This is a genomic window from Rhodococcus sp. S3 (assembly GCF_058211795.1).
On the sequence record NZ_CM177074.1, the window covers coordinates 495,801 to 518,530 of the forward strand.

At 69.4% G+C, this 22,730-nt stretch carries 20 protein-coding genes and 1 pseudogene; 9 read left to right on the forward strand and 12 right to left on the reverse strand.

Annotation, left to right across the window (positions count from 1 at the left end; all coding sequences use genetic code 11):
* Positions 1 to 21: 21 nt before the first annotated feature.
* The gene (gene disA, locus AC0LPE_RS02325; protein ID WP_088899046.1) at positions 22 to 1,104 is read right to left on the reverse strand and encodes a DNA integrity scanning diadenylate cyclase DisA; all 1,083 of its coding nucleotides are present in this window, start codon (positions 1,102 to 1,104) and stop codon (positions 22 to 24) included.
* Between the two features lie 94 nt (positions 1,105 to 1,198).
* On the opposite strand from disA, the gene AC0LPE_RS02330 reads away from it, so the two are divergent.
* The gene (locus AC0LPE_RS02330) at positions 1,199 to 1,762 is read left to right on the forward strand and encodes a PaaI family thioesterase (RefSeq protein WP_229566916.1); all 564 of its coding nucleotides are present in this window, start codon (positions 1,199 to 1,201) and stop codon (positions 1,760 to 1,762) included.
* Between the two features lie 27 nt (positions 1,763 to 1,789).
* Here AC0LPE_RS02330 and dinB read toward each other — a convergent pair whose 3' ends face one another.
* The 3 genes from dinB to AC0LPE_RS02345 form a co-directional block, all read right to left on the reverse strand.
* A complete protein-coding gene (dinB, locus tag AC0LPE_RS02335; protein ID WP_088899044.1) occupies positions 1,790 to 3,043 on the reverse strand; it encodes a DNA polymerase IV in 1,254 nt (417 codons plus the stop codon).
* Positions 3,044 to 3,100: 57 nt separating this feature from the next.
* A complete protein-coding gene (gene radA, locus AC0LPE_RS02340) occupies positions 3,101 to 4,492 on the reverse strand; it encodes a DNA repair protein RadA (protein ID WP_229566917.1) in 1,392 nt (463 codons plus the stop codon).
* Positions 4,493 to 4,582: 90 nt separating this feature from the next.
* A complete protein-coding gene (locus AC0LPE_RS02345) occupies positions 4,583 to 5,215 on the reverse strand; it encodes a copper chaperone PCu(A)C domain-containing protein (protein ID WP_026061386.1) in 633 nt (210 codons plus the stop codon).
* A gap of 276 nt (positions 5,216 to 5,491) precedes the next feature.
* Here AC0LPE_RS02345 and carD point away from each other — a divergent pair, with 276 nt between their 5' ends.
* The 6 genes from carD to AC0LPE_RS02375 all read left to right on the forward strand — a co-directional run bounded on the left by carD (position 5,492) and on the right by AC0LPE_RS02375 (position 10,710).
* A complete protein-coding gene (gene carD, locus AC0LPE_RS02350; RefSeq protein WP_006550486.1) occupies positions 5,492 to 5,980 on the forward strand; it encodes an RNA polymerase-binding transcription factor CarD in 489 nt (162 codons plus the stop codon).
* 25 nt (positions 5,981 to 6,005) lie between these two features.
* Positions 6,006 to 6,713: a 2-C-methyl-D-erythritol 4-phosphate cytidylyltransferase gene (ispD, locus tag AC0LPE_RS02355; protein WP_088899041.1), complete on the forward strand. Its 708-nt coding sequence runs from the start codon at positions 6,006 to 6,008 to the stop codon at positions 6,711 to 6,713.
* Between the two features lie 5 nt (positions 6,714 to 6,718).
* Complete coding sequence (gene ispF / locus AC0LPE_RS02360; RefSeq protein ID WP_026061385.1) at positions 6,719 to 7,195, forward strand: 2-C-methyl-D-erythritol 2,4-cyclodiphosphate synthase; 477 nt, start codon at positions 6,719 to 6,721, stop codon at positions 7,193 to 7,195.
* 11 nt (positions 7,196 to 7,206) lie between these two features.
* The gene (gene cysS, locus AC0LPE_RS02365; protein ID WP_088899040.1) at positions 7,207 to 8,601 is read left to right on the forward strand and encodes a cysteine--tRNA ligase; all 1,395 of its coding nucleotides are present in this window, start codon (positions 7,207 to 7,209) and stop codon (positions 8,599 to 8,601) included.
* The gene (gene rlmB, locus AC0LPE_RS02370) at positions 8,601 to 9,569 is read left to right on the forward strand and encodes a 23S rRNA (guanosine(2251)-2'-O)-methyltransferase RlmB (RefSeq protein WP_229566918.1); all 969 of its coding nucleotides are present in this window, start codon (positions 8,601 to 8,603) and stop codon (positions 9,567 to 9,569) included. Before cysS ends, rlmB begins: the two co-directional genes overlap by 1 nt.
* 97 nt (positions 9,570 to 9,666) lie before the next feature.
* Positions 9,667 to 10,710: an alpha/beta hydrolase gene (locus AC0LPE_RS02375; RefSeq protein ID WP_490605524.1), complete on the forward strand. Its 1,044-nt coding sequence runs from the start codon at positions 9,667 to 9,669 to the stop codon at positions 10,708 to 10,710.
* A 17-nt stretch (positions 10,711 to 10,727) separates the two neighbouring features.
* Here the strand turns inward: AC0LPE_RS02375 and AC0LPE_RS02380 are convergent, their stop codons facing one another.
* On the reverse strand, positions 10,728 to 11,600 hold the full coding sequence (locus tag AC0LPE_RS02380; RefSeq protein ID WP_064061071.1) for a 5-oxoprolinase subunit C family protein: 873 nt from the start codon (positions 11,598 to 11,600) through the stop codon (positions 10,728 to 10,730).
* 86 nt (positions 11,601 to 11,686) lie between these two features.
* Between AC0LPE_RS02380 and mgtE the strand changes: the two genes are divergently transcribed.
* Entirely contained in the window at positions 11,687 to 13,039 is a 1,353-nt protein-coding gene (gene mgtE, locus AC0LPE_RS02385; RefSeq protein ID WP_024102862.1) for a magnesium transporter, read from the forward strand.
* A 30-nt stretch (positions 13,040 to 13,069) separates the two neighbouring features.
* Here mgtE and AC0LPE_RS02390 read toward each other — a convergent pair whose 3' ends face one another.
* From AC0LPE_RS02390 to AC0LPE_RS02415, 6 genes and pseudogenes are all read right to left on the reverse strand, one after another.
* On the reverse strand, positions 13,070 to 13,678 hold the full coding sequence (locus tag AC0LPE_RS02390) for a 5-oxoprolinase subunit B family protein (RefSeq protein ID WP_490605525.1): 609 nt from the start codon (positions 13,676 to 13,678) through the stop codon (positions 13,070 to 13,072).
* Positions 13,679 to 13,703: 25 nt separating this feature from the next.
* Complete coding sequence (locus tag AC0LPE_RS02395; protein ID WP_088899037.1) at positions 13,704 to 14,462, reverse strand: LamB/YcsF family protein; 759 nt, start codon at positions 14,460 to 14,462, stop codon at positions 13,704 to 13,706.
* A gap of 19 nt (positions 14,463 to 14,481) precedes the next feature.
* Positions 14,482 to 15,819 (reverse strand): annotated as a pseudogene (locus AC0LPE_RS02400) (GMC oxidoreductase); the annotation flags it as partial.
* Positions 15,820 to 15,938: 119 nt separating this feature from the next.
* A complete protein-coding gene (locus AC0LPE_RS02405) occupies positions 15,939 to 16,823 on the reverse strand; it encodes a metal ABC transporter permease (protein WP_088899036.1) in 885 nt (294 codons plus the stop codon).
* Complete coding sequence (locus AC0LPE_RS02410) at positions 16,820 to 17,683, reverse strand: metal ABC transporter ATP-binding protein (protein ID WP_490605526.1); 864 nt, start codon at positions 17,681 to 17,683, stop codon at positions 16,820 to 16,822. The genes AC0LPE_RS02405 and AC0LPE_RS02410 overlap by 4 nt, the downstream gene beginning before the upstream one ends.
* A gap of 26 nt (positions 17,684 to 17,709) precedes the next feature.
* Complete coding sequence (locus AC0LPE_RS02415; RefSeq protein WP_490605527.1) at positions 17,710 to 18,780, reverse strand: metal ABC transporter solute-binding protein, Zn/Mn family; 1,071 nt, start codon at positions 18,778 to 18,780, stop codon at positions 17,710 to 17,712.
* 169 nt (positions 18,781 to 18,949) lie between these two features.
* Here AC0LPE_RS02415 and AC0LPE_RS02420 point away from each other — a divergent pair, with 169 nt between their 5' ends.
* Positions 18,950 to 20,056, forward strand: a complete 1,107-nt coding sequence (locus tag AC0LPE_RS02420; protein WP_120281292.1) for a LacI family DNA-binding transcriptional regulator — start codon at positions 18,950 to 18,952, stop codon at positions 20,054 to 20,056.
* 27 nt (positions 20,057 to 20,083) lie between these two features.
* Here the strand turns inward: AC0LPE_RS02420 and otsB are convergent, their stop codons facing one another.
* On the reverse strand, positions 20,084 to 22,660 hold the full coding sequence (gene otsB, locus AC0LPE_RS02425; protein WP_490605528.1) for a trehalose-phosphatase: 2,577 nt from the start codon (positions 22,658 to 22,660) through the stop codon (positions 20,084 to 20,086).
* Between the last annotated feature and the right edge of the window lie 70 nt (positions 22,661 to 22,730).

The following is a 22,730-nucleotide window of genomic DNA, read 5'->3' on the forward strand; positions in this document are numbered from 1 at the left end:
TGCTGCTCGGCGGGTCGCGGTTCAGTCGTAATGGTTGATGGCGGCCTCGGCGAGGCGTGACAGTCCCTCGCGGATGTATCGGGCCCACAGGGCGCCGACCCCGTCGACCGCCTGGAGATCGGCCGCGGTGGCGGCGAGCAGACCCTGCAGCGTGCCGAACGCACCCACGAGCCGGTTGATCTGCCGGGTCTGCAGGCGTGGCACCCGATGGAGCACGCGATAACCGCGGGGACTCATCGAGGTGTCGAGGGCCTCGATGGTGCCCGAATAACCGAAGGAGCGGGCCAGGCTCGTCAGATCGAGCAGATCGACGTCGGTCAGGTGCGCGAGACGCTCGAGAGCCTGCTCGACCTCCTGCTGGGTGGGAACGTGCTCGCCAGCGAGATAGTCGCGCACGATGAGCTGCCGGGCGAGCTGGTTGTCGCCGACGAGTTCCTCGAGCTGGAGGGCCAGCTGGCGACCGTCGGTGCCGAGTTCGAGCACGTCCTGCTCGATCTCCACGGACAGGCGGTGCATCATCTCGAGTCGCTGCGCCACGGTGAGCGCATCGCGCAGGGTGACGATGTCCTCGATCTCGACCACGGACAACTGCCGGGTCACCTCGTCGAGGCGGGCCTTGTAGCGCTCGAGTGTCGCGACGGCCTGGTTGGCCCGGGACAGGATGGTCGCGGAGTCGTTGATGACGTGGCGGCGACCGTCGACGTACACGCTGACGATGCTCATCGACTGGCTGACCGAGACCACCGGATAGCCGGTCTGGATCGCGGTGCGTTCCGCGGCGCGGTGCCGGGTGCCGGACTCCACGGTGGGAATGCTCGGATCGGGCACGAGCTGCACGTTGGCGCGCACGATGCGCGAACCGTCGGTGGACACGACCACGGCGCCGTCCATCTTCGACAGCTCCCGGAGCCGGGTGGGGGCGAACTCGACGTCGAGTTCGAAACCGCCGTCGCACAGCTCGGCGACCTTGTCGTCGAAACCGAGGACGATCAGGCCGCCCGTCCGGCCGCGGAGGATGCGTTCGAGACCGTCGCGTAGCGCGGTGCCGGGCGCCAGACGAGCGATGGTGTCGCTCAGCGTCGATGCCGGCGCCGACTCGGTCATCTGGACTTCCTTCCCCTGTGCGGTCTGCGGTCGTCGTCACAATGCGCGGACTCCCGGATCGGCGCCCCCGACCGCGCAACTACATTACTTGCTTATGCGCAGCACCTGGACTCTGCCCGACGACCTCGTCGTTCCCGAACTGCCGGAAGATCATCCCGGCCCGGGTGCACCGGTACCGCAGCACTGGAACAAATGCTTCGGTTGTGGTGACGACCAGCCCCACGGCCTCGCGATGGAATTCACGATCGGCGAGGGTCTCGAGGTGCTCGGCCGTCTCGACGTCGCCACCCGCTACCAGGGCGGACCGGGATTCATCCACGGCGGCATCCTCATGACGGCCTTCGACGAAGTGCAGGGAATGGCGTGCAACGCCGCCCTGCGGACCGCCGTCGTCACCGGGCACTTCGAGACGGATTTCGCCCGTCCCATCCCGCTGGGCTCGGTGCTCGAGTTCCGAGCCCGCGTCGACGGCACGGTGCGGCGCAAGGTCTACACCAGCGCGGAGGCGCGCATCGTCGACGGTCCCCTGGCCGACCCGGACGTCGTCGTGGCGTCGTCGGTCGGGCTGTTCGTCGTCGTCGGACACGAGCACTTCGCGAAGGGCCGCGACTACGCCGACGGCCTCCCGCAGAACGAACACGACATCTCCGCTGTCTGACATTTCTGCGGATCGGGCCTGTCTCGTTCAGGTTTCCGGCCCGTCGGGGAGCAGCGGAACCCCCGGCCGGTGGTCGCGTCCGAGCAACGCGGCCGAGGTGACCGCGCCCGCGCCGTAGCGGGAATGCAGATCGTCCAGGACCGCATCGAGCGCATGCCGGTCGACCGCGCGGTGAGTTCGCGTGTCGCCGCCACGGTCCGCGGCAGCGTCGACCGGTTCGTCGAACGGCAGCTCGAGTTGTTCGACGCCTTCGCCGACGAGATTCGTCACCGCGATCCCGATGAGGGTGAGGCCGCGCTCGGCGATGAGCGGCCGGGTCTGTTCGAGCAGGTCGCGCGCCGCCGCCGACAACAGGTCGGTGCGTGCGGTGGCACCGGGCAAGGTGTGGGAGCGGGTCGCGCGGGTGTAGTCGGCGAAGCGCATCCGCAGGACCACCGTGCGGCCGAGACGCTCGGCCCGGCGCATCCGCCGGCACACACGGTCGACGAGCAACTGCAGCGTCTCGCCGACCGACTCGATGCTGTGCGGTCCGCGGCCGAGGGCGTGCTGCGCGCCCATCGAACTGCGCCGCCGATGACGGACCGGACGCGGATCGTGGCCGATCGCCAGGGCGTGCAGGTGGCGTCCCGCCGCGCGTCCGAGCAGCGAGACGAGATCGGATTCGGAGTGGGCGGCGACGTCGGCCACGGTCCGCAGACCGTGCGCGTGCAACTTCGCCGCCGTCACCTTGCCGACGCCCCACAATCGCTCCACCGGCAACGGATGGAGGAACTCGAGTTCGGCGTGCGGAGGGACGAGGAGCAGGCCGTCGGGCTTGGCCACCCCGCTCGCGACCTTGGCGAGGAACTTGGTGCGCGCGACACCGACGGTGATCGGCAGCCCCACCTCCTCGGCGACCGTGCGGCGCAGACGTGCGGCGATGTCGACGGGTCTGCCGGCGATGCGCCCGAGACCGGAGACGTCGAGGAACGCCTCGTCGATGGAGATCCCCTCCACGATCGGTGTGGTGCGGTCGAAGATCGCGAACACATCGCGCGAGGCCTGCGCATAGGCCTCCATGCGGGGAGGCACCGTGATCAGTCCCGGGCACAGTGCGCGGGCGGCCCGGCCCGACATCGCAGTGACGATGCCGTGGGCCTTGGCCTCGTAACTCGCCGCGAGCACGACACCCCCACCCACGACGATGGGTTTGCCGCGCAGCCACGGATCGTCGCGCTGCTCCACCGACGCGTAGAACGCGTCGAGATCGGCGTGCAGCACCGTCGCATCGGACACGAACACATGTTCGCACCGACCGCCGACATCTCGGCAGATCGGCGCTGCCGACATGTCCGCAGGTCAGCGCGTGAGCGTCGACAGTGCCTGCGCCACGTTGGACACCTCGAACTTCTTCATGCCCTTCGGGACACCCTCGACATCGCGCGGAACCACCCCGCGGTCGAACCCGAGTCGGTTCGCCTCCGCGAGTCGGCGACCCGCGCCGACGACACGACGGACCTCCCCGGCGAGACCGACCTCGCCGAGCAGCACGGTGCCGGCCGGGACGGGCTGGTCGCGCACGGCCGAGGCGACGGCGAGTGCGAGCGCGAGGTCGGCGGACGGATCGGTGATCCGCATACCGCCGACGGTGGAGGCGTAGACGTCGCAGTTGCCGAGCCGGCCGAGGCCGCAGCGACGCTCGAGCACGGCGAGCACCATCGCCACCCGCGCGGAGTCGAGGCCGCTCACGGCGCGTCGCGGTGACGGATTGTGGGTGGGCACCACGAGCGCCTGGACCTCGCCGAGGAGCGGGCGTTTGCCGTCCATCGTGACCGTGACGGCGGTGCCGGGTACGGCCTCGTCGCGGTGCTGCAGGAACAACCCCGACGGGTCGCTGACGCCGACGATCCCGTCCTCGGCGAGTTCGAAGCAGCCCACCTCGTCGGCGGCCCCGAACCGGTTCTTCACCCCGCGCACCATGCGCAGCGTGGAGTGCTTGTCGCCCTCGAAGTGCAGCACCACGTCGACGAGGTGCTCGAGGGAACGCGGACCGGCGACCGCGCCGTCCTTGGTGACGTGGCCGATGAGCAGCACCGGGATGCCACTGGATTTCGCGAGGGAGGTCAGGGCGCTGGTGACCGCGCGGACCTGCGTGACACCGCCGGTGACACCGTCGACGTCGGCGGCGAGCATCGTCTGGACGGAGTCGACGACCAGCAGCGTGGGCCTGACCTGCTCGACGTGCCCGAAGATCGTCGCGAGGTCGTTCTCGGCGGCGAGATACACACGGTCGTGCACGGCGCCGGTGCGGTCGGCGCGCAGACGCACCTGACCGGCCGACTCCTCGCCGGTGACATAGAGCGCGCGATCGGTTTCGCCGCGCAACGCCCAGCGGTGCACCACCTCGAGGAGCAGGGTGGACTTGCCGACACCGGGTTCGCCGGCGAGCAGGACGACCGAACCGGGGACGACACCGCCACCGAGGACGCGGTCGAGCTCGGGGATGCCCGTGGGCTTCGCATGGGTGGCCTTGCCGTCGATCTGCGACAGCGGGGTGGCCGGGGTGCTCGGCAGCACGGCGGCGGCACCGGCGCGGGCGAGCGAGGTACCCGAGCGCGAGGCGACCGCGACCGGCTGGACGGGCGCTTCGTCCATCGACCCCCACGTTCCGCATTCGGGACAGCGCCCGACCCACTTCGCGACGGTGTGCGAGCAGTCGGAACAGCGGTAGAGGGTCTTGGTCTTTGCCACGGCCGGAGGATAGTCGGTCGCACCGACACCGGAGCGGATGCGAAAGGGCCCGGCCGAGCTGTGCTCGACCGGGCCCTTCTGCGGGAAGTCCTAGTGTGCTTCGCCCACGATCGGCGAGAGCTCCGACTCGTCGCGGGGGAGCTCCGGGCCGGCGTCGATCGGCACGGACAGGGTCACGTCGCCGGCCTCGGCGAACGTGAAGGTCACGGGGATGGTCAGACCCGGGCGGACACCTTCGGAGAGGTTCACGAGCTCGACGTTGTTGACGACGCCGGCCGGCGCGGGGGAGGGGGTCTCCTCGGTGCTGTTCGGACGCGGCGACTCGTCGACCTCCTCGACGAGGGCGGCGTTCTCCTCGGAGACACCGGCGACCACGGAGGACTGCGGCGGAACCTCGAGGCGGGCACCCGTGACGGAGGCTGCGAAATCGGTGGAGATACCGGTGAGCTGATCGCCGACGTACGGGTCGAGGTTGACGATCGTGAAGCCGAGCTGGGCGGTGCCGCCGGGCTCGATGCTGTACTCCTCGGAGTTCGGGTAGATCACGTGCACGTTGCGCAGCGCGAGGCTGCCGGCGTCCACGTTGGAACCGTTGATGGCCGCGACCTGCGTCGAGGTCTGGGTGATCTGACCGGCGCTGCACGCGGACATCGTGAGCGCCGCTCCCGCGGCAAGGGCGAGAGCGGTCACGACTCGGCGAGTCGGCGCTTTGAGAGCAGTCACGGGTTCCTCCACTCGAGTAAGGCTCGCAATCCACTAGGCAGAGTAGTAGTTCCCGTGTGCGCTGTGTACGTCGGGGCCGGATCTCGTGCGGATTCGCGCGCGGAAGACGAGATCGACAGGCGCCCACGGGCGGGTGTGTCGGAGGTCACCCGATACACGGAAGCAACTGCCTGTCAAGCCCTACGCTCAGCGCTCGGTGCCCCTGACCTGCATCGTTGACGGGAGGGTGATGTGGTCACGTGTTAAACTGGGAGAATCGAAAGGGGCACGGGACACATGATTTTCAAGGTCGGAGACACCGTCGTATACCCCCACCACGGTGCGGCGCTGATCGAAGCAATCGAAACACGCACCATCAAGGGTGAGCAGAAGGAATATCTGGTTCTGAAAGTCGCGCAGGGCGACCTGACGGTCCGGGTACCTGCAGAGAACGCGGAGTACGTCGGAGTGCGCGACGTCGTCGGGCAGGAAGGCCTCGACAAGGTTTTCCAGGTGCTGCGCGCACCCCACACGGAAGAACCCACCAACTGGTCACGGCGGTACAAGGCCAACCTCGAGAAGCTGGCCTCCGGCGATGTCAACAAGGTCGCAGAAGTTGTGCGCGACCTGTGGCGCCGGGAGCAGGACCGCGGCCTGTCCGCAGGTGAGAAGCGGATGCTCGCCAAGGCACGTCAGATCCTCGTCGGTGAGCTCGCGCTCGCCGAGGGCACCGACGACGTCAAGGCGGAGACCATGCTCGACGAGGTTCTCGCCGCCGCTTCCTGACGCGCGAGACATCGGCAAACTGCACATGAGCGATCGCAACGGGCCGGTCGTCGGAATCCTTCCGGCGGCCGGCCGCGGTGTTCGCCTGGGAGAACCACTGCCCAAGGCGTTCGTGGAACTGGACGGCCGCACGATGCTCGACCGCTCGGTCGAGGCGATGCTCGCTTCAGCGGTCATCGATCGAGTGGTGATCGTCGCGCCGCCCGAACTGGCTGCGACGCCCGCGGACCGGCTCGTCGGCGAGTCGTTCGCCGACCGGGTCACCGTCGTCGCGGGTGGCGCCGAACGCGCCGACTCGGTGCGCGCCGGTCTTGCGGCGGCATCGGGCGCGCGGTTCGTGCTCGTCCACGACGCCGCGCGTGCGCTCACCCCGGCCGAGCTGTTCGTCCGGGTCGTCGACGCGTTGCGGGCCGGCAGCGACGCGGTGATCCCCGTCCTGCCCGTCGTCGACACCATCAAGAGTGTCGACAAGGACGGAGTCGTCACCGGGACTCCCGACCGGTCGACCCTCCGCGCGGTGCAGACCCCGCAGGGATTCGACGTCGAATTGCTCGAGCGAGCCAACCGGGACGCGGCCGACGCGACCGACGACGCGGGACTCGTCGAGCGGTTGGGGGAGCGGATCACCACCGTCGCGGGCGACCCGCTCGCTTTCAAGATCACCACCCCGCTGGACCTGGTGCTGGCACGGACCGTGCTCGCGTCCGGCGTCCGCACCGAGAAGGAGATGTGAGCATCGTGCGTGTCGGCATCGGAACCGACGTACATCCCGTGGAGGCCGGACGGCCGTGCTGGATGGCCGGTCTGCTGTTCGAGGACGCCGACGGGTGCGCGGGTCACTCGGACGGGGACGTCGCTGCGCACGCGCTGTGCGATGCGGTGCTCTCGGCCGCCGGTCTCGGTGATCTCGGATCGGTCTTCGGCACGGGACGCCCCGAGATGGCCGGCGCCTCCGGTGTCGCCATGCTCGGCGAGGTACGTCGCCTGCTCGCCGACGCCGGCTGGGTGGTGGGTAACGCCGCCGTGCAGGTGATCGGGAACCGCCCGAAGATCGGGCCGCGGCGCGAGGAGGCACAGGCGGTGCTGTCCGAGGCGCTCGGCGGTCCGGTCTCCGTGTCGGCGACCACCACGGACGGTCTCGGGCTCACCGGTCGGGGAGAAGGTGTGGCCGCGGTTGCGACCGCACTGGTCCTGGCGCAGCAGGACGAGCGGTAGGATCGACGGTCGTGACCTTGCGCTTATACGACACCGAATCGCGGGCCGTGCGGGATTTCGAACCGCTGGTCCCCGGCCAGGCCTCGGTGTACCTGTGTGGGGCCACCGTCCAAGGCGAACCCCATATCGGGCACGTACGCAGCGGCGTTGCGTTCGACGTGCTCCGTCGGTGGCTCTCTACCAAGGGTCTCGATGTCTTGTTTGTGAGAAATGTCACAGACATCGAGGACAAGATCCTCCGCAAGGCCGCAGAGGCAGGCCGTCCGTGGTGGGAGTGGGCCGCGACCTACGAACGGGCCTTCAACCGCGCCTACGACGCGCTCGGTGTGCTTCCCCCCTCGGTGGAACCCCGCGCGACCGGCCACATCACGCAGATGGTCGAACTCATCCAGCGCCTCATCGACGCCGGGCACGCCTACGCGGCCGACGGCGACGTCTACTTCGACGTGTTGAGCTACCCGGAATACGGCGCCCTCTCCGGACACCGCATCGAGGACGTCCACCAGGGCGAGAGCGCCGGACTCGGCAAGCGCGACCCCCGCGACTTCACGCTGTGGAAGGCCGAGAAGCCCGGCGAGCCGTCGTGGCCGACCCCGTGGGGACGCGGTCGCCCCGGCTGGCATCTCGAGTGCTCCGCGATGGCGGGCTTCTATCTGGGGGGCACCTTCGACATCCACTGCGGAGGCATGGACCTCGTCTTCCCGCACCACGAGAACGAGATGGCCCAGTCCCGCGCCGCCGGCGACGGCTTCGCCCGCTACTGGCTGCACAACGGCTGGGTGACGATGGGCGGCGAGAAGATGTCGAAGTCGCTCGGCAACGTGCTGTCGATCCCCAACGTGCTCGCCCGCGTCCGTCCGCAGGAACTGCGCTACTACCTCGGCAGCGCCCACTATCGTTCGATGCTCGAATACTCCGACGACGCGCTCGCCGAAGCGGCCGCTGCGTACCGGGGACTCGAGTCGTTCGTGCTCAAGACCCGCGACCGCGCGGGCGAGGTGCCCGTGGGCGAGTGGACCGAAGGCTTCGCCGAAGCACTCGACGACGATCTCGGTGTCCCCAAGGCGCTCGCGGAGATCCACCGCAAGCGCAGCGAGGGCAACAAGGCGCTCGACAACGGTGATCTCGACACGGCCGTGCAGATCGCCGCGCAGGTCCGGAGCATGCTCGGCATCCTCGGTGTCGACCCGCTCGACGAGCACTGGTGCTCCACCGACGATTCCGGATCGGCCGCACTCGCGGCACTCGACGTGCTGGTCGGCGCGGATCTCGAACGCCGCACGACCGCCCGGGCCGAGAAGAACTGGGCGGTGGCCGACGAGGTGCGGGACCGCCTCGCAGCCGCGGGGGTCGAAGTGACCGATACGCCCAACGGACCCGAGTGGTCTCTGAAAGCAGGACAGTGATGGCAGGCAATTCCCAGCGTCGCGGCGCTATTCGTAAGGGCGGCACGAAGAAGGGTCAGGTCGTCGGGTCCGGCGGACAGCGGCGACGCGGCCTCGAAGCGCGTGGCGCCACCCCCAAGGCCGAGGACCGGCCCTACCACCCCGCCGCACGGCGTGCCCGGGCCGCGGCCAAGGCCGCCGACACGCGCGGCGGCGGTCGTCGCCCCGCCGCCGGTCGCAAGGCCGAAGACGGGCCGGAGATGGTGCTCGGCCGCAACCCGGTCGTCGAGTGCCTACGTGCCGGTGTGCCCGCGACCGCTCTGTACGTCGCCCTCGGCGCCGAGGCCGACGAGCGGCTCAAGGAAGCCGTGCAGCGCTCGGCCGAGATGGGCATCTCGATCCTCGAGGTCTCGCGTTCCGAACTCGACCGTCTGTCGTCGAACGGGATGCACCAGGGCATCGGCCTGCAGGTGCCGCCGTACCGCTACGCGCACCCCGACGACCTGCTGGCCCGCGCCGCGGAGAACCACGAGCGTCCGCTGCTCGTGGCCCTCGACAACATCTCCGATCCGCGCAATCTCGGCGCGGTGATCCGTTCGGTCGCGGCCTTCGGCGGCCACGGTGTGGTCATCCCGCAGCGCCGTTCGGCGTCGGTGACGGCCGTGGCATGGCGCACGAGCGCCGGTGCCGCAGCGCGACTGCCCGTCGCGCGTGCCACCAACCTCACGCGCACGCTCAAGGACTGGCAGTCCCGCGGTGTCCGCGTCGTCGGTCTCGATGCCGGTGGCGACACCAACCTCGACGATTTCGACGGCACCGATCCCGTCGTCGTGGTCGTGGGGTCGGAGGGCAAGGGACTCTCGCGCCTGGTGCGGGAGACCTGCGACTCCGTTATCTCCATCCCGATGGCCGGAGACGTCGAGTCGCTCAACGCCTCCGTCGCGGCGGGCGTGGTTCTCGCCGACATCGCGCGGCAGCGCCGGGCCTGATCGGACTGCACCGCAGTCGGGTCTGATCGGGACTGCACCGCAGTCGGGTCTGATCGAGTCTGCCCGAGCTGCGGTCGCGAGGGCCTAGTCTGTCCTCGTGGTCGCATCCCTGCCGTTCCGTACGAAGGTGTTCGCCTTCCTCGAACGCTTCGCCGACAAGTCCATTGCCGACGCGTCCGTCGACGAGATCCCGGCACGTCGTGCTGCGCGCACGAAGCTCCTGTCGTCCCCGGTCGGACGGCTGATCTCGGGCCGGACGCATCCCGGCGTGCGGATCGAGGACCGATGGGTCGATCTCGAGCACGAGGTGATCGACGATCTCGCCCCCGAGGACTCCCCGGTCCGGACCCGTCTGCGGATCTATCGGCCCTCGGCGCGAACGAGCGGTCCGCTGCCGGTCGTGCTGCTGTTCCACGGCGGCGGGTGGGTGCTCGGCAATCCGGAGCAGAACGAGTGGTGGGCGAGCCACACCGCCGCGCGGACCCCGAGCGTCGTGGTGTCGGTGGACTACCGGCTCGCCCCCGAACATCCCTATCCCGCAGCGGTGCTGGACTGCTGGGCGGCGTTCCGGTGGGTCCTCGCACACGCTGCGGAACTCGACGGTGATCCGTCCCGCGTCGTGGTCGCCGGTGACAGTGCCGGAGGCAACCTCGCCGCGGTCGTCGCCGACGTGGCCGGCCGCTCGGGTGGTCCGCTGCCGGCCGGTCAGGTGCTGATCTATCCGGCGACGGAGATGGAGGAGGAGTTCCCGTCGGAGCGGCAGTTCGCGAACGCTCCCGTGCTCACCTCCCGCGGTATGCGGGCGTTCGTGCGCCTGTATCTGGCCGGAGCCGATCCGTATGCGCCGACCGCGGCTCCCCTGCGCGGCACGCTCGCCGGTGCCGCCGTACCGGCCCTCGTCCAGATCGCCGGGCACGACCCGTTGCGCGACAACGCCGTTCGATACGCCGAAGCATTGCGGGCCAAGGGCGGCGACGTCGCGGAGACCGATTATCCCGACACCGTGCACGGCTATCTCAGCCTGCCCGGCATCTCTCCGCCCGCGACACACGCACTCGACGAGGCGATCACCTTCGTACGTCGGGTGACGGCTACCGACCCGACCGACGAGGACGACACCTCCGTGCCGTCACGCGCCTGACGGTCACCCAGCAGCGATCACCGTACCGGCACGAACCGCACCCGCTGTCCGGGACGCAGTTGCGCCGCGACCGGCAGATCGGCGGCGACCGCCACCGCGGCCACCGGATAGCCGCCCGTGACGGGATGGTCGACGAGGAACAGCACCGGATGCCCGTCCGGCGGTATCTGCAGCGAGCCGGGAACCATGCCCTCGCTGGGCATCTCCTCGTGCCGTGCCCGGTGCAGTCGGCCGGGACCGTGGAACCTGATACCCACCCGGTCGAGTTCCGGTGTCACCGTCCACGTCTCGTGGAACAGCGCCCGCAGTGATCCGGGCGTGAACCAGTCGTCGCGCGGGCCGGACCGTACCCGGATCTCTACGGGGTCGTCCATCGGCGGTGGTGGTGGGAACTGCTCCTCGTCGGGCAGGTGACCCGACATCGCCCCGACGAGCAGACTGTCGCCGGCGCGAACGGGTGCCGGTCCGGTGTGCGACAGGATGTCGGTGGATCTACTGCCGAGTACCTCCCGCACGTCGATGCCGCCGCGTACCGCGAGGTAAATCCGCAGGCCTTCGTTCGGGACGCCGATCCGCAGCACGTCGTCGTTGCGGAGGGTGATGCGCGCCCAGTCGCCGACCGGCCGGTCGCACACGGTCACGTCGGCGCGGGCACCGGTCACGGCCACGATCGTCTCGCCGACGCTGCGGACGGCGAGACCACCGCCGGTCACCTCGAGTGTCGCCGCGTCCGGCTGGTTCCCCACGAGCCGGTTCGCGGCGTCGTGTGCGCGCCGGTCGGCGGCACCGGACCGGGTGAGGCCCGAGGAACCGTAACCGGGACGTCCGCGATCCTGGACCGTCGTGAGCATTCCGCCGGAGAGCACCTCGAACCACGCCACGATGTTCATTCTCACTCACCGGCTTCGATCGCACGTCCGCACTCCGGCCGAACGATCGCGTTAGGTTGAAGATCATGAGGAAGGAGGTGACGATCATGGATGAAGCAGACGTCCGGGCGGCGACGACGCGACTGATCGAGAAGGCCGTCGAGGCCGACGACCTTCAGGCCGCGCACGACGCTGTCGCGGAACTGAGCGTCGAACAGGTCGTCGACGTGCTCGAACGGCTCGGTCGGACGGATCGAGCAGTGCTCTACCGGTTGCTGCCCAAGGACCGGGCGATCGACGTCTTCGAACAGCTCGACCCGAGCATGCAGAGCGAACTGCTCCGCGGGTTGCGCGACGATCAGGTGGCCGCAATCTTCGCCGACCTCGAACCCGACGACCGGGTGGAACTGCTCGACGAACTGCCCGCGACGGTCGCGTCGACCCTCATGCGCGGCCTGCCGCCCGCCGACCGCGAGGTGACCGCCACGATCCTCGGCTATCCGCAGCGGTCGATCGGCCGGCGGATGAGCCCGGCCTTCGTGTCGCTGCGGCAGGACATGACCGTCGAGCAGGCGATGGACGCCGTGCGTCGTCGGCTCGACGACGCGGAGACGGTGTACACGCTGCCGGTGGTGGACGACGGTCGTGTGCTCGTCGGGGTGGTCGGTCTGCGCGAGCTGATGACTGCGGCGCCGGGAACGGTGCTCGCCGACATCATGAACGAGCCCTACTGGGCGCGCGTGACCGACGACGCCGAGGAGTCCGCGCGCCGCTGCGCCGAACTCAAACTGCTGGCGTTGATCGTCGTCGACAGCGAGACCAGGTTGGTGGGCATCCTGACCGTCGACGACGCCCTGCGGATCCTCGAAGCCGCCGACAGCGAGGACCAGGCGCGCATCGGCGGTACCGAGCCGCTGCGCCGGCCCTATCTCGCGACACCCGTCGGGCAGTTGGTGCGCTCGCGGGTGGTGTGGTTACTCTTCCTGGCACTCGGCGCGACCCTCACGGTCCAGGTCCTCGAGGTATTCGAGTCGACCCTCGATCAGGTGGTCACCCTGGCGCTGTTCGTGCCGCTGATCATCGGCACCGGGGGCAACACCGGAAACCAGGCCGCCACCACGGTCACCCGCGCATTGGCGCTCGACGACGTGACGCCACGCGACATCGGCGGGGTGATCGCCCGCGAGCTCCGGGTGGGTCTGTCCCTCGGTGTCCTGCTGGGCTCGGTCGCGTTCGTCCTGACGTCCCTGGTCTACGACTCGTCGGTGGGCGCGGTGATCGGGCTGACGCTGGTGAGCATCTGCACCCTCGCCGCCACCGTCGGTGGTGCGATGCCGTTGGTGGCCAAATCGATCCGCGCCGACCCCGCGGTCTTCTCCAATCCGTTCATCACGACCTTCGTCGACGCGACCGGCCTGGTGATCTATTTCCTCGTCGCGAAGGCCGTGCTCGGTATCTGAGCGCAGCGGCGCAGTGGATCCGGGGACGGTTCAGATCGCGACGAAGCGCACCGCACATCCCGGTCGCAGCAGCGCCGCAGGAGTCCGGTCCGGTTGCCACAGCGGGGCATCGGAGTTTCCGATGAGTTGCCATCCTCCGGGCGACTTCCGCGGGTAGACGCCCGAGAACTCACCCGCCAGTCCCACGGCGCCGGACGGGACGGAGGTGCGCGGTGAACTGCGACGCGGCACGTGCAATCGAGAATCCCCGCCGGTGAGATACGCGAAGCCGGGCGCGAACCCGCCGAAGGCGACCGTCCAGAGGCCGCCGGTGTGGGCGGCGATCACGCCGTCCGCGCCGAGGCCGGTCAACTCGCCGACCTCTTCGAGATCGACGCCGTTGTACCGGACTTCGAGCGTCACCTCCTCGATGTCGACGTCGTCCCCGGACACCGGTGGGGTGGTGGTGACCCACTTGTGCACGACCTGCGCGCCGGTCTCCGACGGATCGAAGCACACCAGCAGTGTCCGCGCCGCCGGCACGAGATCGACGACGCCACGCGGCCGCTCGCGGTCGAGTGCCCGGAAGTGGGCGAGAACCTCGTCGAGGGAATCGAATTCGGCGAGCAGGGCGCTGTCTCCGGCACGAAGGATTTTCATCGGTGGACCTCGCGATGTCGGGCGTTCACACGAACGCCCGGATGTCGATCTTCTCGGCGTCGAGCCGGCGGCGCACGGCGACGGCCATCGCCGTGGCGTCGGGGGAGTCGCCGTGGATGCACACCGACTGCGCGTTCACGCGTATGTCGCTGCCGTCGATGGCGGTGACCACCCCCTCGGTGACCATGCGCAGGACCCGCTCGGCGACCTCCTCCGGATCGTGCAGTACCGCACCGGGTTCGCGTCGGGAGACGAGCGTGCCCTCGGGGGTGTAGGCGCGGTCGGCGAACGCCTCGGCGACCACCTTCAGTCCGGCCCGTTCGGCCTCCTCGAGGAAGACGGAGCCGGGCAGTCCGAGGACGGGCAGCGAGGCGTCGTAGGCGCGTACCGCATCCACGACCGCACGGGCCTGTTCGCGGTGATGGACGATCGCGTTGTACAGCGCGCCGTGGGGTTTGACGTAGCTCGCCGACGAACCGGCCGCCCGGGCGAGACCGTCGAGCGCGCCGATCTGGTAGATGATCTCGGCGGTGAGATCCGCCGACGGCACCTCGATGAACCGGCGGCCGAAACCGCCGATGTCGTTGTAGCCGACCTGGGCGCCGATCCGTACCGCGCGCTTCGCGGCGCCGTGGCAGGTGCTCAGCAGGGTCGCCGGGTCGCCGGCGTGGAATCCGCACGCCACGTTGGCGCTGGTGACGATGTCGAGCATGGTCTCGTCGTCGCCGAGACGCCACTGGCCGTAACTCTCGCCGAGGTCGCTGTTGAGGTCGATGCGGGTCACGACCCGAGTCTATGCCCGCTCAGAAGACCGTTCCGGCGTCGCGGACGACGATGTCGTCGAGGGCGCGTTCGACGACGGCGGCGATCGTCATCGACGGGTTGCACGCGGCGGTGTTGCCCGGCATGAGGGCGCCGTCGAGCACGTACAGCCCGCGCTGGCCGAGCACGCGGCCCTCGAGATCGCACACCGTGCCCATGCTCGCGCCGCCGAGTGGATGCCAGGTCGACGGGACGATCGAGTTGGTGTCGGTCAGGATGCTGCGTTCGCCCGCGATGCGGCGCACGGTGGGGTCGATGTGGCCCGTCTGCAGCACCGAGTCCCCTTCGTGCGGCCAGCGCAGGACGGCGTCGTCGCGAGCAGCGTCGTAGACGAAGTGCCCGCGACCCTCACTGACGCCGTAGCCCACCAGTACGGTGCTGCGCATGTCGATCCCGTAGAAGCCGGGGATGGAGGCCTGGATGACGGTGTACGCGGAGCTCGGGTCGTCCCAGTTCTTGCTGCCGTAGACGACGGGACCGCCCTGCACCGCGCCGAACTCCTCCTCGAGGTTCGTCCAGAGGTAGATGCGGTCGGCGTTCGAACCCCAGCCCTGGCCGACGCCGTCGGGCAGGTCGGAGATCAGATCCTTCGCGGCGGCCTTCATCAGCAGCCGGGTGGTGTTCATGGTGCCTGCGGACAGCACCAGCGCGTCGGTGGTGAGGATCTTGTTCTCGACGACGGCACCGGAGGTGTCGATGTGATTCACGTGCACCGTCCACCGGCCGTCCTCGGCACGTTCGATGTCGGTGACCTCGTGCTGCGTCGCGACGGTGACCAGACCGGTGGCCTCGGCCTCCGCGATGTAGGTGACGTCGACGGAGTGCTTGCCGCCGTTGTTGACGCCCATCGCGCCCGAACCGTCGGTGTAGGCCGGGGCCATCTCGCCGCGGAGTTCGGCGAGCGCGTAGTCCCAGTCGATCGGCATCGGGATCTTGTCGATCGGGAAACCGGCCTTCCGCGCACGGTCGGCGAAGATGCGCGAGGTCGCGTAGTTGGGGCTGGCGACGAGTTCGTCCGGTGCCACGGCCAGGCGCAGCATCTGCGCGACGCGCGGGTAATGGACGCGGTCCATGCGTGCCCAGTCGAGTTCGTTCGGGAAGTGGGCGTTGAACACCGCTTCATCGGGTTGCAGCGTCATGCCCTGGTAGACGAGCGACCCGCCGCCGACACCGGCGGCGCACAGGGCCGTCATGTTCTCGCCGACGCACGCCTCGACCAGACCGGTGTAGGGCTCGAAGGCGAGGTGGCGACCGAACACCTCGGGGTTCGACCGGTGCCACAGGAACCGCTTGTCGGGGTTGTCGACGCGAAGGAACGACGCGTGACGTGCTGCACTCTCCACCCCCGATGTCTGTGACGTCCCGTTACCGGAACAACCTCGGGAAACTGGGCGGACATCGAGGAGCGCGTCAAGATCACATCCCGGTGGCGGTGGGGTCAGGCAGTTGCGGCGACCCGCCCGGAACCACGCCGGTTGCGGGCGGTGCCGATCACGCGGCAGATCATGTAGATGACGAACGCGATCGTCGTGATGAACGCCGAGACCGGCACGCCCGGCGCCAGTGCGAGCAGGATGCCGCCGACCGCCGAGATCTCCGCGAAGACCACAGACAGCACCGTGGCGGCGAGCGGACCGTTGACCACCCGGGCCGCCGCGGCGGCCGGGGTGATGAGCAGTGCCATCACCAGCAGCGCGCCGACGATCTGCACACCGAGTGCGGCGGTGACACCGACGAGCACCGCGAACACGATCGACAATGCGCGCACCGGGACGCCGCGTGCAGCCGCGACCTCCGGGTCGGTGCTGGCGAACAGTAGTGGACGGTAGATCACCAGCAGCGTGAGGATCACAACGGCAGCGCACGCGGCGAGCAGGGCGATGCCGGTACCGCCGGGCGCCACGATCTGACCGGTGAGCAGCGAGAAGGCGGCACCGGTGCGTCCGTCGTAGGCCCACAGCAGCAGGACGGCGAGACCGAGACCGAAGGCCATCACCACGCCGATGACGGAGTCGCGCTCTCGGGCACGTGTCCCCAGGACCCCGAAGAGGATCGCGGCGATCACGGCGCCCGCGACCGCACCGATCCCGACGGAGACCCCGATGATGAGCGCCGCCGCGGCACCGGTGAGCGACAGTTCGGAGGTGCCGTGGACGGAGAACGCCATCTGACGGCTGATGATCAGCGGGCCGATCACGCCGGCGAGCAGACCGAGGATCGCACCGGCGACGAGCGCCTGCTGCACGAAGTCGTACTGCAGGAGTTCGACGGTGGTCTCCACGTCGAACATCCGCCCGAGGGCGTCGGTGAACTTGCTGCTCATTCGTGATCCTCGTGATCGTGGTGGACGCCTTCCCCGGGGCGCAGTCCGCCGGCGCTGCCGAGCGCGTCGATGGCGTCGCCGGTGCCGACCACGATCAGGCGGCCGCGCATCTCGAGCACCTCGACGTCGGTGCGGTAGAGCTCGGAGAGCACCTGCGAGGTCATCACCTCGGCGGGGGTGCCGATGCGGAACTGGCCGTCGACGAGGTACAGCACGCGATCCACCAGCGGCAGGATCGGATTGATCTCGTGGGTGACGAACAGGACGGAGGTGTCGTGGTCGCGGCGGCGCCGGTCGATGAGCGCCGACACCAGGTGCTGGTTGGCGAGATCGAGACTGAGCAGCGGCTCGTCGCACAGGAGTACGCGCGGATCTCCCACGAGCGCCTGCGCGATGCGCAGCCGCTGCTGCTCACCACCGGAGAGCGTGCCGATCGGGGCTCCGGCATAGGTCTCTGCGCCGACCTGGATGATCGCGTCGTCGACCGCGACGCGGCGCTGCCGGCGCGTGCGCAGGCCGGTGCCCCAGCGATGTCCGTCCATGCCGAGGCCCACGAGATCGCGTCCCCGCAGCGGGACGCCCTCGTCGAGGGACTTCTGCTGCGGCACGTATCCGACGTGCGAGTTCCCGGTCCGGACGGGCTGCCCGGCGATCGTCGCGGTTCCGGAGGTGAGCGGGAGTTGACCGAGCAGCACCTTGAGCAGCGACGTCTTTCCGGCACCGTTCGGTCCGAGCACCGCCAGGAACTCGCCGGGTTCGACGACGAGGTCGAGTGCGTCCCAGAGGACCCGATCGCCGAATGCCAGCCGGGCATCGCGGAGTTCGACGGTGGGCGTGCGGTCGGATGGAGGAGGTGTCACCGGAGTCCGTGTTCTCGATCGGATGGTCAGGAGGCGGTCTCGAGCGCGGCGGCGAGGGTCTCGGCGGTCCGGGCCTGCCACTGAATGTAGTCGACACCTGCGGGCAGGGTTTCGAAAACCTCGACCACGGGGACGCCCGACGACTCTGCTGCCGTGCGCATCTCGCGGCTGATCCGGTCCTCGGTCTGCGGGTTGTAGAGCAGGACGCGAACCTGCTTGTCGACCAACAACTGCCGTGTGGCTGCGATCGCCGCCGGGGACGGATCGGTGCCGTTCTCGATGGCGTCGGTGAAGTCCGGGGGAGTGACGTCGTCGAGCGTCGCGGCCGAGACGAGGTAGTGGCCGATGGTCTCGGTCTGGGCGACGGGTGCGTCGCCGTGCGCGTCGGCGAGCTTGTCGACGACATCCGCGACGTAGTGCAGGTTCTCGTGGAAGGCCGCGGCGTTGGCCTCGTAGACGGCAGCACCGTCGGGGTCGAGTTCGGCGAGCTGTTCGGCGACGGCGTGCGCGACGGCGTCGGCGGTCGCGAGATCGTACCAGACGTGCTCGTTGATGCCGCCGTGGTCGTGACCCTCGTGCGAGTGCCCGTCGCCGGCGACATCGGCGTCGGACACCTCACTGCTCTCGTGCGAGTGGTCCTCGGAAACGGTTGTCTCCGAGCTGCTCTCGATGGCGTCGTCGGTGCCGTCCTCGTCGCCGTGATCGTGTCCGGCGTGCAGGTCCGAGTACGCGCCGGATTCGAACAGGGCGAAGGCCTCCACGACCGCAGGCTTGTCCCCGGTGGCGCCGAGGATGTCATCGACGAAGTGGTCGTAGCCACCGCCGTTGTAGACGACGAGCGAGGCGTCGGAGATCGCCGCGGCGTCGAGGGGGCTGGCCTCGTAGGAGTGCGGGTCGGCGCTCGGTTCGGTGATGAGCGAGCGGACCTCGATGCGATCTCCGGCCACGGCCTGCGCGATCGACCCCCACACGTTCGTGGAGGCGACGACGCTGATCTCGTCGTCGTCGGCGCCGGAGGTATCGGTACCGCACGCGGCAAGGACGGTCGCGCAGGCTACGGCGGCGGCTGCGAGGGCCGTGCGGGAGGACAGTCGCACAGTTCTTCTCCTGAGGATCGGCGGTCTTCGACGAACGGGGTCCGGAACGACCGAGCGACCGACCCAAACGTTATTGGTAACCGTTACCGTTCCACTTTAGCGGACGACGCGGAGCCCTCCTACCATCCCTGGGTGGTCGTGACCACGGACACAGGGCTACGGTCCTCTCATGTCCAGGTCTCGTCAGCCGCGCCGACAGGCGACCCTGGCGTCGATTGCCGCCGAGTTGAAGATCTCCCGCACCACGGTCTCGAATGCGTACAACCGCCCCGACCAGTTGTCCGCCGAGCTACGCGAACGTGTCCTCGAAGTCGCCAAACGACGCGGATATGCAGGCCCGGATCCGATGGCGCGGTCGCTGCGCACCCGCAAGGCAGGAGCCGTGGGGGTCCTGCTCACCGAAGCGTTGAGCTATTCCTTCCGGGATCCCGCCGCCATGAGTTTCCTGTCGGGACTGTCCGAGGCCTGCGAAGCGGCCGGACAGGGACTGCTGCTCATCCCCGCCGGACCGGGCCGGACCGACGACGAGGCCGCACAGGTCGTGCACCGCTCGTCCGTCGACGGGTTCGTCGTCTACTCGGTCCCCGCCGAGGACCCCTACCTCGCGGCCGTGCTCGAACGGCACCTCCCGGTCGTCGCGTGCGACCAGCCGCGCGGTCTCGAGAACACCCCGGTGGTGGGCATCGACGACCGGCGGGCGATGCGCGATCTCGCCGCCCACCTCATCGAACTCGGCCACCGGCAGATCGGCATGTTGTCGATGCGCCTCGGCCGCGAACGGCACGACGGGGTCGTCGACCTGTCGACCCTCGAATCCGGCGCCTTCCACGTGCAGCGCGAACGCATCCGCGGCGTCCAGGACGCCATGAGCGCCGCAGGTCTGGCCCCCGGATCGCTCACCGTCGTCGAGCGCTACACCCACACCGCGGAGGACGGCCTGTCCGCCGCGGCGCAGATCATGCGCGTCAACCCGCGGATCACCGCGCTCGTGTGCACCACCGACGTGCTCGCGCTCGGCGCTCTCGCCTGGGCCAATCAGATGGGCCTCGACGTGCCCGGGCACCTGTCGATCACCGGTTTCGACGGCATCGACGAAGCGATCCGCGAAGGTCTCACGACCGTGCGGCAACCGCAGAAGGACAAGGGACGGCGCGCCGGCGAACTGCTCCTCGCCGCTCCCTCGCACTCCGGTGTGCCCGCGCTCGAGACCCTGGGGACCCAGCTGTGGTTCGGTGCCAGCTCGGGTCGGGTCGAGAGCGAGTGGTACGCCGAGTGACCGAGCGGTCCCGGCTGGGACCGTAGCTCAGCGGTCCCGGTCGCCCATGGCCTTCGCGCCCGACAGCAGCTGCGCACAGCGCAGCAGACCGATGTGGCTGTACGCCTGCGGGTGGTTGCCCAGCGCACGCTCCGCGACGGGGTCGTACTCCTCGCTGAGCAGGCCGGTCGGTCCGGCCGCCGCGACCAGCTGCGCGAACAGTGCTTCGGCGTCGTTGCGCTGCCCGACCAGCAGGTAGGCCGCGACCAGCCATGCCGCGCACAGGTGGAAGCCACCTTCGGCGCCTGGCAGGCCGTCGTCGCTGTGGTAGCGGTAGACGGTCGCGCCGCTGCGCAACTCCCGTTCGGTGGCCTGCACGGTCGCCCGGAACCGCTCGTCCTGCGGGTCGACGAGTCCGGTGAGGCCGATGAACAGGGTGGCCGCGTCGAGATCGGTGCCGTCGTAGGCCGAGGTGAACGACTGGACCTCGTCGTTCCAGCCCTTCTCGGTGACCTCCTCGGCGATTTCGTCGCGCAGCGCCGCCCATCCCTCGCCGGCGGTCCGGCCGAACTTCTCGGCGAGCGTCAGCGCCCGGTCGACGGTCAGCCACCCCATGACCTTCGAGTACACGTGGTGGCGGGGCGCGTGGCGGATTTCCCAGATGCCGTGGTCCGGCTCGAACCAGCGCCGTTCGACCGCGGTGACCATCGAGCAGACGAGTTCCCAGTCGCGGTCCGTGAGAGCCCGGTCGTGGGGCACGCCGAGTGCCTCGCGGCTGTGCGCGAGATCGGAGATCAGGTCGACGATCGGGCCGAAGACGTCGAGCTGCACCTGCTGGTTCGCCGCGTTGCCGACCCGCACGGGCCGCGAACCGGCGTATCCGGGAAGAGAGTCGATCACGGCCTCGGGCGGGAGCGGTCCGCCGGCGAGTGTGTACAGCGGGTGCAGGCGTTCGGGGCCGGGCACCGTCTCGAGGACGCGGTGGACCCAGTCGAGATAGTTCTCGGCCTCCCCGAGCGATCCGACCCGCACGAGCGCCTGCGCCGTGAGCGCGGCGTCGCGCAGCCAGCAGTAGCGGTAGTCCCAGTTGCGGACACCGCCGATCTCCTCGGGGAGCGAGGTGGTCGCTGCGGCGAGGATCGATCCCGTCGGTCCGTGGACCAGTCCGCGCAGGGTGAGCGCCGAACGCTTCATGAGATCGGGCTTGAGCGGCGGCAGCTCGAGGCGGGACGCCCACGTGTGCCAGTAGGCCTCGGACTGTGCCCGGCGCTCGACCTCCGGCGCAGGGTGCTCGTCGAGATCATCGGTGCCACAACGGAATTCGAGGATGATGTCGTTCTCGGTGGGATCGACCACGGCGTGGGCCGTCTGGTGCACCCCGTCGGTCGTGATGTCCCACCGCACACCGGGGGAGCGAAGGACGTAGGGCTCGTTGAAGCCCATCACGCGGATGCCGTCGTCCTCGACCTCGAGGGTGACCTGGCCCTGCCCGAACTCCGGTCGCGGCGCGAAGGTCACCACCGCGCTCGCGCGCCCGGTGATCACGCGGGTCAGGTCGGTGCGACCGGCCTCGACATCGTGCGGGAGGTAGTCGATCACCGCGAGCGACGCCCACCGGGTCACCACCGTCATCGTCGAGTCGACGTAGCGCTGGCTGAGAGGCAGTGCCTGGCGGGTCGGACCGACGGTGAAATGACCCGCGGCGTCGCCGCCGAGGAGGTGGGCGAACACCGCCGCGGAATCGGGTTCGGGGTGGCACAGCCAGGTGATCGTGCCGTCGGGGGTCACGAGCGCCTTCGAGCGGGGGCTCGCGAGCATCGTCAGACGTTCGATCGGCGCGACATGGGCACCGGACAGCCACGTGCGACGTTCCTCGAGCAGGAACGCGAGCGCAGCGATGACCTCTTCGCTGGTGCGGACGCGGTACTCGGCGGCGGTGTCGCCGTCGCCGATCTTCACGCCGACGTCCGGGCCCTGCAGTGAGCGGAAGGCCTTCTCGTCGGTCACGTCGTCGCCGAAGAAGACCGCTGCGGTGGAGGCCTCCTGGTGCCGGATGACGTCGAGTGCCTTGCCCTTGTCGGTGGGCACCACGGACAGTTCGATCACGGCCTTGCCCTCGGTGACCTGCACACCGGGACGGAGCGCGAGGTCGTTGCGCACGAGGTCGAGGGCCTGCTCGGCATCGGCGGGGGCGGCGTTGCGCACGTGCAGCGCGGCGCTCGCGGGCTTGGTCTCCACCCGCACACCGGCGAACCGGGATGCCACCGAGTCCAGTCCCTCGACGATCGAGACGAGGAGGTCCCTGGCGTCGGGATCGATCTCGTGCACGAATCCGATGTCGAACTCGGAGCCGTGGCTGCCGACGAGTTTGACCTCGACCGGCAAACGCGACAGAGCGGCGAGATCCTTGAGAGCGCGTCCCGAGATGACGGCAGCGGCCGTCGACGGCAGAGCGGCGAGGCCCCGCAGCGCCCGCACCGCATCGTCGTGCGGGTAGGCCTTCTCGGGGTCGCTCACGATAGGGGAGATGGTGCCGTCGTAGTCGGTTGCCACGAGCAGACGAGGCGTCCGCGCGACAGCCACCAGAGCACGTCGAAGGTCAATCGGAAGATCGTGGGCACTCACCTGATCCACGTTAGGTCAGAGTGGGGCACGAATCCGACCCGGTGTGCATTCCGACCACGTGTTTCCGGTT

Excerpts from the sequence above, each read along its gene's own strand:
- rlmB (WP_229566918.1), top strand. The coding sequence starts at position 8,601 with ATGGCAGGCAATTCCCAGCGTCGCGGCGCTATTCGTAAGGGCGGCACG.
- AC0LPE_RS02390 (WP_490605525.1), bottom strand. The coding sequence starts at position 13,678 with ATGAAAATCCTTCGTGCCGGAGACAGCGCCCTGCTCGCCGAATTCGAT.
- ispD (WP_088899041.1), top strand. The coding sequence starts at position 6,006 with ATGAGCGATCGCAACGGGCCGGTCGTCGGAATCCTTCCGGCGGCCGGC.
- AC0LPE_RS02405 (WP_088899036.1), bottom strand. The coding sequence starts at position 16,823 with ATGAGCAGCAAGTTCACCGACGCCCTCGGGCGGATGTTCGACGTGGAG.
- AC0LPE_RS02420 (WP_120281292.1), top strand. The coding sequence starts at position 18,950 with ATGTCCAGGTCTCGTCAGCCGCGCCGACAGGCGACCCTGGCGTCGATT.
- carD (WP_006550486.1), top strand. The coding sequence starts at position 5,492 with ATGATTTTCAAGGTCGGAGACACCGTCGTATACCCCCACCACGGTGCG.
- AC0LPE_RS02330 (WP_229566916.1), top strand. The coding sequence starts at position 1,199 with ATGCGCAGCACCTGGACTCTGCCCGACGACCTCGTCGTTCCCGAACTG.
- AC0LPE_RS02380 (WP_064061071.1), bottom strand. The coding sequence starts at position 11,600 with ATGAACATCGTGGCGTGGTTCGAGGTGCTCTCCGGCGGAATGCTCACG.
- disA (WP_088899046.1), bottom strand. The coding sequence starts at position 1,104 with ATGACCGAGTCGGCGCCGGCATCGACGCTGAGCGACACCATCGCTCGT.
- mgtE (WP_024102862.1), top strand. The coding sequence starts at position 11,687 with ATGGATGAAGCAGACGTCCGGGCGGCGACGACGCGACTGATCGAGAAG.